This window comes from Pseudoalteromonas sp. S3785, from assembly GCF_005887365.1.
Taxonomy (GTDB): Bacteria; Pseudomonadota; Gammaproteobacteria; order Enterobacterales; family Alteromonadaceae; genus Pseudoalteromonas.
Genome location: NZ_PNCT01000032.1, coordinates 18,571 through 33,073, shown reverse-complemented (window position 1 = coordinate 33,073; position 14,503 = coordinate 18,571). Strand labels below are relative to the sequence as shown.

Genomic DNA, 14,503 nt, shown 5'->3' with positions numbered 1-14,503 from the left:
GGTTGCAAAGAGCTGATACTGAAGGAATGTGATATCAAATGACTGATCTCGCCAATGAAATTCTGCCAGTCAATATTGAAGACGAGTTAAAAAACTCCTACCTAGATTACGCAATGAGTGTAATCGTAGGACGTGCATTACCAGACGTACGTGATGGTTTAAAACCTGTTCACCGCCGCGTTTTGTTTGCAATGAACGAGCTTAGTAATGACTGGAATAAGCCTTACAAAAAATCGGCCCGTGTGGTCGGTGATGTAATTGGTAAATACCACCCACACGGCGACAGTGCAGTTTATGACACCATCGTGCGTATGGCACAGCCATTCTCACTACGTTATATGCTTGTAGATGGCCAAGGTAACTTCGGTTCGGTTGATGGTGATTCAGCAGCGGCAATGCGTTATACAGAAGTACGTATGGCAAAAATGTCGCATGAGTTGTTAGCCGATCTTGAAAAAGAAACGGTTGATTTCGTTCCAAACTACGACGGTACCGAACAAATTCCTGACGTTTTACCGACCAAAGTGCCTAACTTACTGGTAAACGGTTCATCGGGTATTGCGGTAGGTATGGCTACAAATATTCCTCCACATAACCTAACTGAAGTGGTGAATGGCTGTTTAGCGCTTATTCAAAATCCTGATTTAACGATTCATGAATTAATGGATTACATTCCAGGTCCTGACTTCCCAACGGCTGCCATTATTAATGGTAAAAAAGGCATTGAAGATGCCTACTTAACAGGCCGTGGTAAAGTGTACATGCGAGCACGTGCCGACATCGAAACCGATGAAAAAACAGGCCGCGAAACTATTATCGTGCACGAAATCCCTTATCAGGTTAATAAAGCCCGCTTAATTGAAAAGATTGCTGAGCTTGTTAAAGATAAAAAAATTGAAGGCATTAGCGCACTACGTGATGAATCAGATAAAGACGGTATGCGTATCGTTATTGAGATTAAGCGTGGCGATGTTGGTGAAGTTATTCTAAACAACTTATATGCACAAACTCAGTTACAAACTGTGTTTGGTATGAATATGGTTGCATTAATTAATAACCAACCTAAGTGTTTCAACCTAAAAGAAATGCTTGAAGAGTTTGTTATTCACCGCCGTGAAGTGGTTACACGCCGTACCGTATTTGATTTACGTAAAGCCCGTGACCGTGCTCATACCCTTGAAGGCTTAGCAATTGCGCTTGCCAACATTGACCCTATTATTGAGCTTATTCGTAAATCACCAACCCCAGCTGAGGCTAAAGTTGCCTTGACGGCACGTCCGTGGGATTTGGGTAATGTAAAAGCTATGCTTGAAAAAGCAGGGGAAGACAACGTAGCTCGTCCAGATTGGCTAGCAAGTGAGCTTGGTATTCGAGATGGTCAGTACTATATTTCTGAGCAACAAGCGCAAGCGATTCTTGATTTACGTTTACACAAACTAACCGGCCTTGAGCATGAAAAAATCTTAGCAGAGTACCAATCGCTGTTAGATTTAATTGCTGAGTTACTTCATATTTTAAGCAGCCCTGAGCGTTTAATGGAAGTTATCCGTGATGAGTTAGTTGAAATTAAAGAGCAGTATGGTGATGAGCGCCGTACAGAAATTAACGCGGCCGCGCACGACATTAGCCTTGAAGATTTAATCAACGAAGAAGATGTTGTTGTGACCTTGTCGCACGAAGGTTACGTTAAGTATCAGGCATTGTCTGATTATGAGGCGCAGCGCCGTGGTGGTAAAGGTAAGTCAGCAACGAAGATGAAAGATGAAGATTTCATTGAACGTCTTTTAGTTGCGAATACCCACGATACCATTTTATGTTTCTCTACTGCGGGTCGTTTGTACTGGCTTAAAGTATACCAGTTACCACTGGCAAGTCGCGCCGCACGCGGTAAGCCAATTGTTAACTTACTGCCACTTGAAGATGATGAGCGTATTACTGCTATTCTACCTGTACGCGAGTACGAAGAAGATAAGTACATCTTTATGGCAACTGCATTTGGTACCGTGAAGAAAACACCACTAACGGCATACAGCCGCCAACGCGCAAGCGGTATTATTGCTGTAAACCTTAACGAAGGCGATAGCCTAATTGGGGTTGATATTACCGATGGTAGCAATGAAATTATGTTGTTTACTGATGCTGGTAAAGTGGTACGCTTTAAAGAAGCAGAAGAGTCTACTGTAGTTGATGAAAACGGCAACCCGGTGCTTGATGAAGAAGGCAACCCTGAGGTTCGTTTCAAAGGTGTTCGCCCTATGGGTCGTACTGCTACCGGTGTTCGTGGTATTAAGATGGCCGACGACCAACGCGTAGTGTCATTAATTGTGCCTAAGTCTGACGGTGCTATTTTAACTGTGACTGAAAATGGTTACGGTAAACGTACTCAACTTGAAGATTACCCATCGAAGAGCCGTGCAACACAAGGTGTTGTATCTATTAAGGTGAGTGAGCGTAATGGCGCAGTAGTTGGCGCTGTACAAGTTGACGACAACGATGAAATAATGATTATTTCTAATCGTGGTACGCTAGTACGTACCCGCGTTAACGAAGTATCGACGGTTGGACGTAACACCCAAGGCGTTATTTTGATCAGAACTATTGACGAAGAGCAAGTAGTTGGTTTACAACGTATCGAAGAGATTGAAGTTACAGACAGTGACTTAGTTGATATTGAAGACGTTGAAACGGTTGATACAGTAAATGAAGAAGCAACGGATGATAATCCACCTTCTGAATAACTGAAATTGAAAAAGCGGCTAAGGCCGCTTTTTTTAATCATGTTGAAAAAAATTAATAATCCTTTTTTGTTTATCAAAGAAGTTTAAATTACTGGAATGAGGCAAAGGTAATGAGTAAATATAATTTTTGTGCGGGGCCAGCTATGCTTCCGCAAGCTGTTATGCAAAAAGCACAAAAAGAATTTTTAGACTGGCAAGATTTAGGCGTATCTGTGATGGAAATAAGCCATCGCAGTAAAGATTTTTTAGCGCTAACTGCTAAATGCGAAGCCAGCCTTCGTCGTTTAATGAATATTAGCGATGAATTTGAAGTGTTGTTTATGCATGGTGGGGGGCGCGGTCAATTTAGCGCTGTGCCATTAAATTTGCATCAGCATGGTAAAGCGGCGGTTTATTGCGAGAACGGCGTGTGGTCTAAAAGTGCGACTGACGAAGCTAATAAATTTACTCAAACTCACTCAATCAATGTCAGAAATGACGCTAACGGGCTGTTTTCTATAAAAGATGTGGCACAGTGGGACTTACCTGAAGAGGCATCTTATATTCATTACTGCCCAAATGAAACGGTAGACGGATTAGAAATTTTTGATGTGCCTAGTCACCCAACGGCGCCAATTATTGCTGATATGTCGTCAACAATTTTGTCGCGTGAAATTGACGTAAACAAGTTTGATTTAATTTATGCCGGTGCACAAAAAAATATAGGTCCATCAGGTATAGCTATCGTTATTGTGCGCAAAACATTACTTGAGCGTGAGGGTTTGGCTAAACCAGGTATTTTAGATTACGCACTTGAAGCAAAACAAGGCAGCATGTTTAATACACCGCCTACCTTTGCATGGTATTTAGCAGCCGAAGTATTTGAATGGCTAGAACAAAACGGTGGCGTTAAGGCAATGGAAGCACACAATATTGCTAAAGCTAAGCTGCTTTATGATTTTATTGATGAATCGCCTTTTTATACCAATAAAGTAGCCGCGCATTGCCGATCTCGCATGAATGTACCCTTTTGGCTAAATGATGAAAGCTTAAACGAAAAGTTTGTAATGCAATCTAAAGAGGCCGGCTTACTTGCCCTAGAAGGACACAGAATAGTAGGGGGTATGCGTGCAAGTATTTATAACGCAATGCCACTTGAAGGTGTTCAAGCCTTGGTTGACTTTATGGCGGCATTTGCAAAGGAGCACAGCTAATGGAACAACTTCGTTTAGAGCCTATTTCTCGTGTAAATGGTAGCGTTACCTTACCAGGGTCTAAAAGCCTATCAAACCGAATTTTATTGTTAGCAGCGCTGGCTCAAGGGACTACCGTTGTAGAAAACCTGCTAGACAGTGATGATATTCGTCATATGTTGGGTGCATTAAATCTACTAGGTGTTAACGTAACGCTTAATGATGACCGCACTGTGGCAACTGTTGAAGGGGTTGGCGGTATATTTAAAACTCCAAGTGAACCTTTATTTTTAGGAAATGCCGGTACTGCGTATCGTCCTTTAACCGCGGTACTTGCTGCTGTATCTGGCGAGTATGAGCTAATAGGTGAGCCGCGCATGGAAGAGCGCCCAATAGGGCACCTAGTCGATGCGCTACAAGCACTTGGCGGTGATATTACCTACACTAAGCATAAAGACTACCCACCACTAAAAATAATTGGTGGGCAAATTAAAGGCGGTACTGTTGAAATAGATGGCAGTATTTCTAGCCAATTTTTAACTGCATTGCTAATGGCTGCCCCTTTATTTAATGGCGATACGCAAATTTCTATTAAGGGCACTTTGGTCTCTAAGCCATACATTGATATTACATTAGATGTCATGGCACGTTTTGGGGTGACCGTTGAGCACAGCAATTACACAACATTTAAAGTGAAAGGCGGCCAACAGTACCAATCACTCGAGCGTATTATGGTTGAAGGTGACGCATCATCAGCGTCTTACTTTGTTGCGGCAGCGGCTATTGCCGGTGGCGAAATTGAAATTAAAGGGGTTGGCGCTAAATCAGTACAGGGTGATATTGGTTTTGCAAAAGTGATGGAACAAGTTGGCGCCCAGATTGATTGGTATGACGAACGCCTAGTTGTGCGTAAAGGTGAATTAAAAGGTGTAGATATTGACGCTAATGCGATACCCGATGCAGCAATGACACTTGCCACTGTTGCGTTATTTGCCAAGGGTCCTACCGCTATTCGTAATATATATAATTGGCGTGTAAAAGAAACTGATCGTTTATATGCAATGGCTACTGAACTTCGTAAAGTGGGAGCAGAGGTTATAGAAGGCGATGACTTTATCGAAATTACACCGCCAAATTCGTTTAATGATGTTGCTATTGATACGTATGATGATCACCGTATTGCAATGTGTTTTGCGATGGTTGCCGTAGGCGGAAAGCCTATTACTATCAACGACCCTAAGTGCACATATAAAACTTTTCCAACCTTTTTCAAGGTTTTAGCATCAGTGAGTGAGTAGAGCTTTTATAAATAATTATAAAAAGTTACACACTAAAGCGGATCTATTTGTAGAAGTGACGTATAATATCGCGGTTTTATTTAGGTGTGCATTGCAGGAGGTTCTAAATGCAGGCGTTATTAATGCCCGTAATCACCGTTGATGGCCCAAGTGGTTCAGGTAAAGGAACTGTTTGTCGCTTGTTAGCCGACAAATTGGGGTGGGATGTATTGGATAGCGGCGCAATTTACCGTGTATTATCCCTTGCCGCACTTCATCACCAAATAGCATTAGACAACGAAGAAGCGCTTGTCCCGCTTGCTGCAAACTTAGATGTGCAGTTTTTGGTTGATAGCCAAACTAATGCTGGAAAAGTTATTTTAGAAGGCGAAGATGTAACCTCGACAATTCGTAATGAAGAGGTTGGGGCTGCTGCTTCAAAAGTGGCTGCATTACCCCGTGTACGTGAAGCGTTACTTCGACGCCAGCGTGCGTTTAAAACCGAGCGGGGCTTAATTGCTGATGGCCGAGATATGGGCACCGTGGTGTTTCAAGACGCTCCATTAAAAATATATTTAACCGCCAGTGCACAAGAACGCGCGCGCAGACGTTATGTTGAGTTGAATGAGCGTGGCCTTGATGTTACACTAAGTGGTCTATTACAGGACATTCAAGCTCGTGATGAGCGCGATATGAATCGTACCGTTGCGCCGCTTGTTCCTGCTGATGATGCAATTGAAATAGACACAAGCGAGCTTAATGCTCAGCAAGTGTTTGATAAAGTTATAACTTTAGTAGATATTGCTATTTCAGAAGGTAAGCTTCCCAAGCGAAGCTAAACACATTTTATGCACCAGCAGGACGCCAGTGCTATTTTAACAACCCCATGCAGCATGGTTGCTTATTGGTATTAATATATGAGACGTATATTCGTATGTCAGAAAATTTTGCGCAGTTATTTGAAGAAAGCTTAAAGGGTTTTGAAGCAGAGCAAGGCTCTATTGTTAAAGGTACAGTAATCTCTATCGAGAACAACATTGTACTTGTAGATGCTGGTCTTAAATCAGAAAGTGCTATCCCTGCAGAGCAGTTCAAAAATGCTGCTGGTGAACTAGAAGTTGCTGTAGGCGACGAAGTAGATGTTGCACTAGATGCAATCGAAGACGGTTTCGGTGAAACTATCCTTTCTCGTGAGAAAGCGAAGCGTCACGAAGCGTGGATCCGTCTTGAGAAAGCATGTGAAGAGCAAGAGACTGTTACTGGTGTTATCAACGGTAAAGTTAAAGGCGGTTTCACAGTTGAAGTTGATTCAATCCGTGCTTTCCTACCTGGTTCACTTGTTGATGTTCGTCCAGTACGTGACACAACTCACCTTGAAGGCAAAGAGCTTGAATTTAAAGTAATCAAGCTTGACCAAAAACGTAACAACGTTGTTGTTTCACGTCGTGCAGTTATCGAATCTGAAAACTCACAAGAGCGTGAAGAGCTTCTTGCTAACCTTGTTGAAGGTCAAGAAGTTAAAGGTATCGTTAAGAACCTTACTGACTACGGTGCATTCGTTGACCTTGGTGGTGTTGATGGTCTACTACACATTACAGATATGGCTTGGAAGCGTGTTAAGCACCCTTCAGAAATCGTTAATGTTGGCGACGAAATCGCAGTTAAAGTTCTTAAATTCGACAAAGATAAAACTCGTGTATCTCTAGGCCTTAAACAGCTTGGCGAAGATCCATGGGCAGCTATCGCTGGTCGTTACCCAGAAGGTTCTAAGCTTTCTGGTCGTGTAACTAACCTTACTGATTACGGTTGCTTCGTAGAAATCGAAGAAGGCGTTGAAGGTCTAGTTCACGTTTCTGAAATGGATTGGACTAACAAGAACATCCACCCTTCAAAAGTTGTTTCACTAGGTGACACTGTTGAAGTTATGGTTCTTGAAATCGACGAAGAACGTCGTCGTATTTCTCTTGGTCTTAAGCAATGTATTGCTAATCCTTGGCAGGAATTTGCTCGTCTACAAAACAAAGGCGACCAAGTTACTGGTAAGATCAAATCAATCACTGACTTCGGTATCTTTATCGGTCTTGACGGTGGTATTGATGGTCTTGTACACCTTTCAGACATTTCTTGGAACACGCCAGGCGAAGAAGCTGTACGTGAATTCAAGAAAGGCGACGAAATCACTGCTATCGTATTGCAAGTTGACCCAGAGCGTGAACGTATCTCTCTAGGTGTTAAGCAAATCGAAGCTGACCCGTTCAATAACTACCTTGATGCAAACAAAAAAGGTGCTATTGTTAAAGGTAAAGTGACTGAAGTTGATGCGAAAGGCGCAACTGTAGAGCTTATCGAAGGCGTTGAAGGTTACATCCGTGTAGCTGATATCGCTCAAGAGCGCGTTGAAGATGCAACGACTGTTGTTTCTGTAGGCGACGAAATCGAAGCTAAATACGTTGGCGTTGATCGTAAGAACCGCACTTTAAGCTTATCTGTTAAAGCTCTTTTCGAAGCAGAAGAGAAAGAAGTACTAGAGAAGCTTAAGAAAGAAGAGCCAGTGTTTGAAAACGCAATGGCAGCTGCTTTCGCAAATGCACAAAAAGACTAATTACTAATTAGTTTTTAATTGGAAGGGCAGTTTTGCCCTTCCACTATTCTCTTTAAGGAAACGCTATGACTAAGTCAGAACTGATAGAAACACTTGCCGAACAGCACGCACACGTTCCAGTGAAAGATGTTGAAAATGCAGTAAAAGAAATTCTTGAACAAATGGCCGGCTCATTATCTACTTCAGATCGTATTGAGATCAGAGGTTTTGGTAGTTTCTCTTTGCATTACCGCGCTCCTCGCACAGGTCGTAATCCTAAGACTGGCGATACAGTAGAGCTTGATGGTAAGCATGTACCTCATTTTAAACCAGGCAAAGAATTACGCGACCGCGTAAACGAGAGTATTGCCTAGTTAACCAGTTGGAGTAGTTACTTGTTTAAGGTATTAAAAATTATTCTGGTTGTACTATGCCTATTTTGCGCATTTTTATTGGGTTCTCAAAATCCACAATTAGTACAAATCAATTATATTATTGCCAGTAATACCTTGCCACTCGCTGTAATAATAAGTATCTGCTTTATACTGGGTGTAATAATAGGGTGTTTTATTAGCTTTAAATTGTTTTCTAAATTAAAGTGGCAAAATTACCGCTTAAAAAAACAATTAGCGCCAGAAAAAAATAATAGTAAGCTTATTGCTAATAAAGACACCTAATCATGATTGAGCTTTTGTTTTTACTACTGCCTGTTGCTGCCGGTTATGGCTGGATTATGGGCAAAAATAGTGCGAAAAACCAAGCTCATCAACTCAATCGCCAAATCACTTCAGAATACAGTAAAGGCTTAAAGTTTTTACTAGACAGAGAAGAAGATCAGGGCTTAGAGCATCTAATCAATCTATTAGAGGTCGCTGCTGATTCTGTCGACCACTACTCAACCCTTGCTACCATGTTTCGCCGAAGAGGCGAGCTTGACCGCGCAATAAAAATTCACGAACTCCTTTTAAAACACCCAAGTTTAAATGAGCAACAAGCTGCCACTAGCCGTTTAGAATTAGCCGAAGATTATATTATGGCCGGCTTATTAGACGGTGCAGAAGAACATTTAGTGTGGCTTGTTAAAGCCGGGCATGAACAAGCGCTTGACCCTATTATTACTCTTTATTCGCAAACTCGAGAGTGGGAAAAGGGCATTAATATGTTCGAAGCCCACAGTGAGTTATTTGTTAAAGAGCAGCATTTTAAAGCCATTGCTAATTTTTACAGCGAAGCGGCGCTAAGCGAAAATAAACCGCAATTAATGAGCAAAGCCATTAGTTTAAATTACAAAGCGGTTCGCCCTTTATACGAATTGGGGTTATCGGCTTACACAAGCGAAGACTACGTAAAAGCTATTTACTATTGGCGTGAATTAGTCTGCCAATTTACATTGTTTGCGCCTTTGTTTATTGACCAGCTTGCACATAGTTATAAGCAGTTAAATTTAACGCATCAATTTCATGATTTATTATGTGACTTGCTCGACAAAGGTGGGGTACTAATAAAAATAAAACATTGCCAAGCATTGTTAGAGCAGGGAAATACCAAACAGGCATTTGAGTTTTTAACTGACAGCTTAAAACGTCAGCCGACAATTAGAGGTTTTAGCTTTTTATTACAGCTAATGGCTGATAAAAATCCAAATACCAAAGAGGTACTTGATGAAATTGATAAGCTAGTTACGTCATATATAGCTACAAAACCAGACTTTCAATGCCAACATTGTGGTTTTACAAGCCACACCATTTATTGGAACTGCCCATCTTGTAAACATTGGGAAACCATTGTACCAAGTAGAGGCCTAGACGGATTTTAATAACCCCCAACTATTTATAACTTTACTGCCATTCATTAGGATAGTTATGTCTTTAGAAGATACAAAAAAAGTTCTCATTGCCCTAGATTACGATTCACAAGAGGCGGCTCTTAATTTTGTAAAAAAACTCTCACCAGAGTCGTGTCGCTTAAAAGTAGGCAAAGAAATGTTTACTTATTTCGGGCCTGCATTCGTTAAACAATTAATCGATTTAGGCTTTGACGTATTCTTAGATTTAAAATTTCATGATATCCCTAACACAGTGGCAAAAGCGGTTACCGCTGCGGCTAATATGGGCGTTTGGATGGTAAACGTTCATGCATCAGGTGGTTTTGAAATGATGAATAAAGCAAAGCTGGCACTTGAAAAGTTTGGCGATAAAGCACCTTTATTAATTGCAGTAACAGTGCTAACCAGCATGGATGAAACTGAGTTAAAGCGACTGGGCGTTGAAAAATCAGCGCAAGAGCAAGTTATCCATTTAGCACAATTAACAAAAGAAGCAGGGCTTGATGGGGTGGTATGCTCAGCTCAAGAAGCTAAAGTGTTAAAAGAGCACTTTGGTAGCGAATTTAAGTTAATTACCCCAGGCATTCGCCCTGCGGGAAGTGATCTAGGCGACCAAAAGCGGATTATGACACCTAAGCAAGCTATTGAAGCCGGTAGCGATTACTTAGTGATTGGTAGACCAATCACACAATCATCAAATCCAGTACAAACTTTGAATGATGTTAACAGCTCGCTAATTTAAATTAACAAAAAGCAATTATTTAGTGCTAAACCCCTTTTATGAATACATTTTTATGCTACATTAGTACTAAGAATGCAGTAAGGGGTTTATTTTGAAGTTAATTTTGGGATCTATATTAATCGTTGTTGCGGGTTTTTCAGTAAATAAATATGTTTTTTCGAGTAAGGCATATGATGGTGTCGCGGCGATTACTGATCTCGTCGCAAATTACCCCGTAGATTTATTTGAGTTTAGACAAACCATGCATGGCTATGCACACCACTTATGCTATAAAAATGAAGAGCGCTTAACGCGCCAAAACGTGACTACCTCGGAATGTATTTCGAATCACGATAGCAAACAAAGTGAATGTGAAAATAAAGTATTTAGGTTGGCACCGCTCAGCTTAGAAACCAAAGCTGAGATACTTGATTATTCTAAGCAATATACAGAATGTACGTTACCGTATAAGCGTATTATGGGTTAATGCCTATTAGCGATCCCCTAATTATTTTAAGCGGAGAAAGCTTAGTTTTAGCTTTGTTTAATAAATTTCACTCACTACAACGTGAAGGCAAAGAGCAGGGCAATATAAGTGCCGTTAGTGGTAGTGGCTAACTCACGTTTTTTATTCATCAAAACGTTTTATCACCTATCAACAATCATTTAATTAGACTATTTAGAAAAAATTTAACTATAAGCGCCAACATAATGTTAGCGCTTATAAAAAGTGTACGACTATTTTAAGCGAATAGATTTTGCTTCTATATCAATCAAGCCTTGCTTAAATAAACCACCAATGGCTTTTTTGTAGTTAGCTTTACTGGTTGAAAATACTTTTTTGATAAGCTCAGGATCAGATTTATCACCAATGGCTAGTATGCCGCCTTCGTTTTTAAGTTTTTCCATTATTTTATCACCAAGCTCACTTACTTTACCCATGCCTGGCTTTTCAAGGATGACGTCTATTTTTCCGTCTTCACGTACTTTTTGAATAAAGCCTTTAAGCTTTTGCCCTACAAATAAGTTTTTAAACACCATGTTGTAAAAAACAACACCAAAGTGAGACTCTTCAATAAGCACTTTGTAGCCAATATCTGTTTTACCAGCCACTATTAAATCAACTTCTTGAAGGTGAGTGTATTGAGGTTCATCTTTTGATAAAAAGCGATTAAAGTTACTTGATGCGCAAATACGTTGGCTCGCGTTATCCAAGTACAAGCGAACTAAATAGGAATGACCTTCTTGCATACGTGGCTTTTGCTCGTTAAAAGGCGCTAAAACATCTTTTTCGAGACCCCAATCTAAAAAAGCACCAATGCTATTTATTTCTTTAACACGAAGTAATGCATATTCACCAACTTGGGCGTGAGGTTTTTTTACTGTTGCTGTAGGTAAGTTTGCGTTATCTAAAAAAATAAAAACGCTTATGCTATCTCCAGCTTCGAGTTCATCTTTAATTTCATGTTTGGGTAAAAACACTTCCCCTAAATTGTGGCCATCAAGGTAAGCACCTTCATTGCTCACTTCTTTAACAAATAAGGTTTGTGTTGTTCCTAGGTAACTCATAATTATTCCTGCTCAGGCTTTTTTTTACGGCGCATTGGTGAATTGCCATCAATGTTCAATGGGGCTTTTATAGGTGCAGCTGGTTTTTTAGGTTTTGCCTTGCGTTTAACTTGCGGCTTTTTGACCTGTGCAACTTTTTTAGTTTTTACAGCGGCTGTTGCAGGCTTTTTCTGTTTTATACCTTTAAATTTAGCTTTAAGGCCATCAACGCTTGCAAAAACCAGTTCGTCGTTCAAAAACGACTTAATTGCTAAGTAACTTGCCCAGTCTTTAGGACCTACTAGCGATAGTGCATTACCTTTAAATCCCGCACGGCCTGTACGACCTATACGGTGTACATACTCTTCAGCGTGTTTTGGTAAATCAAAGTTGATTACATGCGTTACACTTAATAAATCGAGTCCACGTGAAGCGACGTCAGTGGTGATCAAAATTTTAAAGTTTTCGCGGCTAAACGAATCCATGATCTCAAGGCGTTTGCTCTGCGTTAAATCGCCAGCTAAAGCCACCGATTTAAAACCTTTTGCATTTAATGCTTCACTCAAACGGCCGGTATCGGCGCGTGTTGCTGTAAAAATAATACATTGGCCAACATTGTCCTGCTTTAAAAAATGCTCAAGTAACGCTTCTTTATGATCAAGGTGATCGGCTAAATAGAGTGTTTGTTTAATATCACTGTGTTGCTCGTTTGCGGCGCTCAAAGTAATTTGCTTTGGTTTTTTTAATAAATTACGCGATAAGGCATCGACTTGAGCGTGATCTAGTGTTGCTGAAAAAAGTAATGTTTGGCGCAAGCGGTGATTCGCTTGCTCGTTAATCATCTTAAGTTGTTCAGTAAAACCTAAGTCTAAAATACGGTCAGCTTCATCAAAAATTAATAGCTCTAACCCGCTTAATTGTAATGAGCGTTTTGTAATGTGATCGGCCAAACGCCCTGGGGTTGCCACAACAAAGTGCGGGTCGTTACGAAGCGCTTTAATTTGATCGTTAAAGTTCTCGCCACCGAGTATTTTTACAGCTTTAATGCTTGTGCCCGCAATTAATAAACGCAATTGCGTAAATACTTGCGTTGCAAGCTCACGGGTTGGTGCAACGATGAGGACACGTGGATCGCGTTTACTGAGCGCTTTTTGTTTCATAACTCGCTGAACAGCAGGTAATAAAAACGCTAATGTTTTGCCCGACCCAGTTTTAGACTGGGCAAAAATGTCATGCCCTGCAAGTGCGGTAGGCACTGCATGTGCTTGAATATCTGTGGGCTGGGTGATCCCTTGATGTGCTAATTGTTTTTCAAGGCGAGTATCAATCCCAAGATCAGTAAAGTGCAAAGTCGTGTTCTCCAATGTGCAACTTAAAATTATTGCCGCATTATAGCTTACACAAGGGTTATGCCGACAGTAAAAACCATTCTAACGCGCTATTTTTTGCAATTAATTATAAAAAGCGTAAAATACGCGCCCCATATGCGCCGGATTTACGATTCGGTAAACGCCACTAAAGGCTATCAAAGCAAAATAGGAAGTAAAATGACTGCTGTTCATAAAGATGATGTAACAAACGAGCACTTTGTAGTGTGTGCAATGTACAAATTTGTAGGTTTGCCAAATTTTGAAGCACTACGTAAACCCCTTTTAGAAGTAATGGAAGCAAACGAAGTACGCGGTACTTTATTGCTTGCTGCTGAAGGTATTAACGGTACTGTATCGGCTAAGCGCGAAGGAATAGATAACTTACTTGCGTGGTTAGACACACAAGAAAACCTAAAAGACATAGTAACTAAAGAATCATACGATGACGAATGCCCGTTTTACCGTACTAAAGTAAAACTAAAAAACGAAATTGTTACTATGGGCGTTGAAGGGATTGATCCACTTAAAGTAGTGGGTAGCTATGTTAAACCTAAAGAGTGGAATGCATTAATATCTGACCCTGATGTAATTTTGATTGATACACGTAACGATTACGAAATTGAAATTGGTACTTTTCAAAATGCAGTCGATCCTAATACCAAAACTTTCCGTGAGTTCCCTCAGTGGGCTAAAGAAAATTTAGACCCAGAAAAACACAAAAAAGTAGCCATGTTTTGTACCGGCGGTATTCGCTGCGAAAAATCAACGGCTTACATGAAAGAGCAAGGGTTTGATGAAGTTTACCACCTTGAAGGCGGTATTTTAAAATACCTAGAAGAAGTGCCAAAAGAAGAAACAATGTGGGAAGGTGAGTGCTTTGTTTTTGATAATCGTGTAGCAGTAAATCATGATTTACAAAAAGGCTCTTACGATCAGTGCCATGCCTGTCGTATGCCGATTACAGAAGAAGAAAAGCAAAAGCCAGAATACATGGAAGGTGTTTCGTGCCATCACTGTATTGACAATGTAACCGATGAGCAGCGTGCTCGTTTTGCTGAGCGTCAAAAGCAAATAGAATTAGCACAAGCTCGTGGTGAAGGGCATATTGGTAATGAAGCGCAAGCGGTTTTACAACAACGTAAAGAAGCTAAAAAAGCTCAAAAAGATGCGCAGCGCGGTAAATAATCTCTAACTCCTTATTATTTGCATAGCCCAGTTTATACTGGGCTTTTTTATTTAAATAGCCACTTTTTAGTTTAATCCTGCCTGTA

13 protein-coding genes are annotated in these 14,503 nt (G+C 40.6%); 11 read left to right on the top strand and 2 right to left on the bottom strand.

The annotated features are described in order from the left end of the window. The first annotated feature begins 38 nt into the window (after positions 1–38). From gyrA to CWC17_RS09365, 10 genes are all read left to right on the top strand, one after another. Positions 39–2,738: a DNA topoisomerase (ATP-hydrolyzing) subunit A gene (gene gyrA / locus CWC17_RS09410; RefSeq protein WP_138541869.1), complete on the top strand. Its 2,700-nt coding sequence runs from the start codon at positions 39–41 to the stop codon at positions 2,736–2,738. A gap of 110 nt (positions 2,739–2,848) precedes the next feature. Continuing rightward, entirely contained in the window at positions 2,849–3,931 is a 1,083-nt protein-coding gene (gene serC, locus CWC17_RS09405; RefSeq protein WP_138541870.1) for a 3-phosphoserine/phosphohydroxythreonine transaminase, read from the top strand. Beyond that, a complete protein-coding gene (aroA, locus tag CWC17_RS09400) occupies positions 3,931–5,208 on the top strand; it encodes a 3-phosphoshikimate 1-carboxyvinyltransferase (RefSeq protein WP_138612697.1) in 1,278 nt (425 codons plus the stop codon). The genes serC and aroA overlap by 1 nt, the downstream gene beginning before the upstream one ends. A 107-nt stretch (positions 5,209–5,315) precedes the next feature. Then, positions 5,316–6,026, top strand: a complete 711-nt coding sequence (gene cmk, locus CWC17_RS09395) for a (d)CMP kinase (RefSeq protein WP_138612696.1) — start codon at positions 5,316–5,318, stop codon at positions 6,024–6,026. Between the two features lie 95 nt (positions 6,027–6,121). Next, positions 6,122–7,789, top strand: coding sequence for a 30S ribosomal protein S1 (gene rpsA, locus CWC17_RS09390; RefSeq protein ID WP_055016073.1), 1,668 nt, complete (start codon positions 6,122–6,124; stop codon positions 7,787–7,789). 65 nt (positions 7,790–7,854) lie between these two features. Then, the gene (gene ihfB, locus CWC17_RS09385) at positions 7,855–8,142 is read left to right on the top strand and encodes an integration host factor subunit beta (RefSeq protein WP_004587872.1); all 288 of its coding nucleotides are present in this window, start codon (positions 7,855–7,857) and stop codon (positions 8,140–8,142) included. Positions 8,143–8,163: 21 nt separating this feature from the next. Beyond that, positions 8,164–8,445 (top strand): lipopolysaccharide assembly protein LapA domain-containing protein, encoded by a 282-nt coding sequence (locus tag CWC17_RS09380; protein WP_004587873.1) that lies wholly within the window; start codon positions 8,164–8,166, stop codon positions 8,443–8,445. 2 nt (positions 8,446–8,447) lie between these two features. After that, a complete protein-coding gene (gene lapB / locus CWC17_RS09375; protein ID WP_138541873.1) occupies positions 8,448–9,584 on the top strand; it encodes a lipopolysaccharide assembly protein LapB in 1,137 nt (378 codons plus the stop codon). 46 nt (positions 9,585–9,630) lie between these two features. Continuing rightward, on the top strand, positions 9,631–10,335 hold the full coding sequence (pyrF, locus tag CWC17_RS09370; RefSeq protein ID WP_055016055.1) for an orotidine-5'-phosphate decarboxylase: 705 nt from the start codon (positions 9,631–9,633) through the stop codon (positions 10,333–10,335). Positions 10,336–10,426: 91 nt separating this feature from the next. Then, positions 10,427–10,801, top strand: a complete 375-nt coding sequence (locus CWC17_RS09365; protein ID WP_138541874.1) for a hypothetical protein — start codon at positions 10,427–10,429, stop codon at positions 10,799–10,801. Between the two features lie 251 nt (positions 10,802–11,052). Here the strand turns inward: CWC17_RS09365 and CWC17_RS09360 are convergent, their stop codons facing one another. Further along, on the bottom strand, positions 11,053–11,883 hold the full coding sequence (locus CWC17_RS09360; protein ID WP_138541875.1) for a CvfB family protein: 831 nt from the start codon (positions 11,881–11,883) through the stop codon (positions 11,053–11,055). A gap of 2 nt (positions 11,884–11,885) precedes the next feature. Beyond that, the gene (locus CWC17_RS09355) at positions 11,886–13,211 is read right to left on the bottom strand and encodes a DEAD/DEAH box helicase (RefSeq protein WP_138612695.1); all 1,326 of its coding nucleotides are present in this window, start codon (positions 13,209–13,211) and stop codon (positions 11,886–11,888) included. Positions 13,212–13,409: 198 nt separating this feature from the next. Between CWC17_RS09355 and trhO the strand changes: the two genes are divergently transcribed. Next, on the top strand, positions 13,410–14,417 hold the full coding sequence (gene trhO, locus CWC17_RS09350) for an oxygen-dependent tRNA uridine(34) hydroxylase TrhO (protein WP_138541877.1): 1,008 nt from the start codon (positions 13,410–13,412) through the stop codon (positions 14,415–14,417). Positions 14,418–14,503 lie beyond the last annotated feature (86 nt).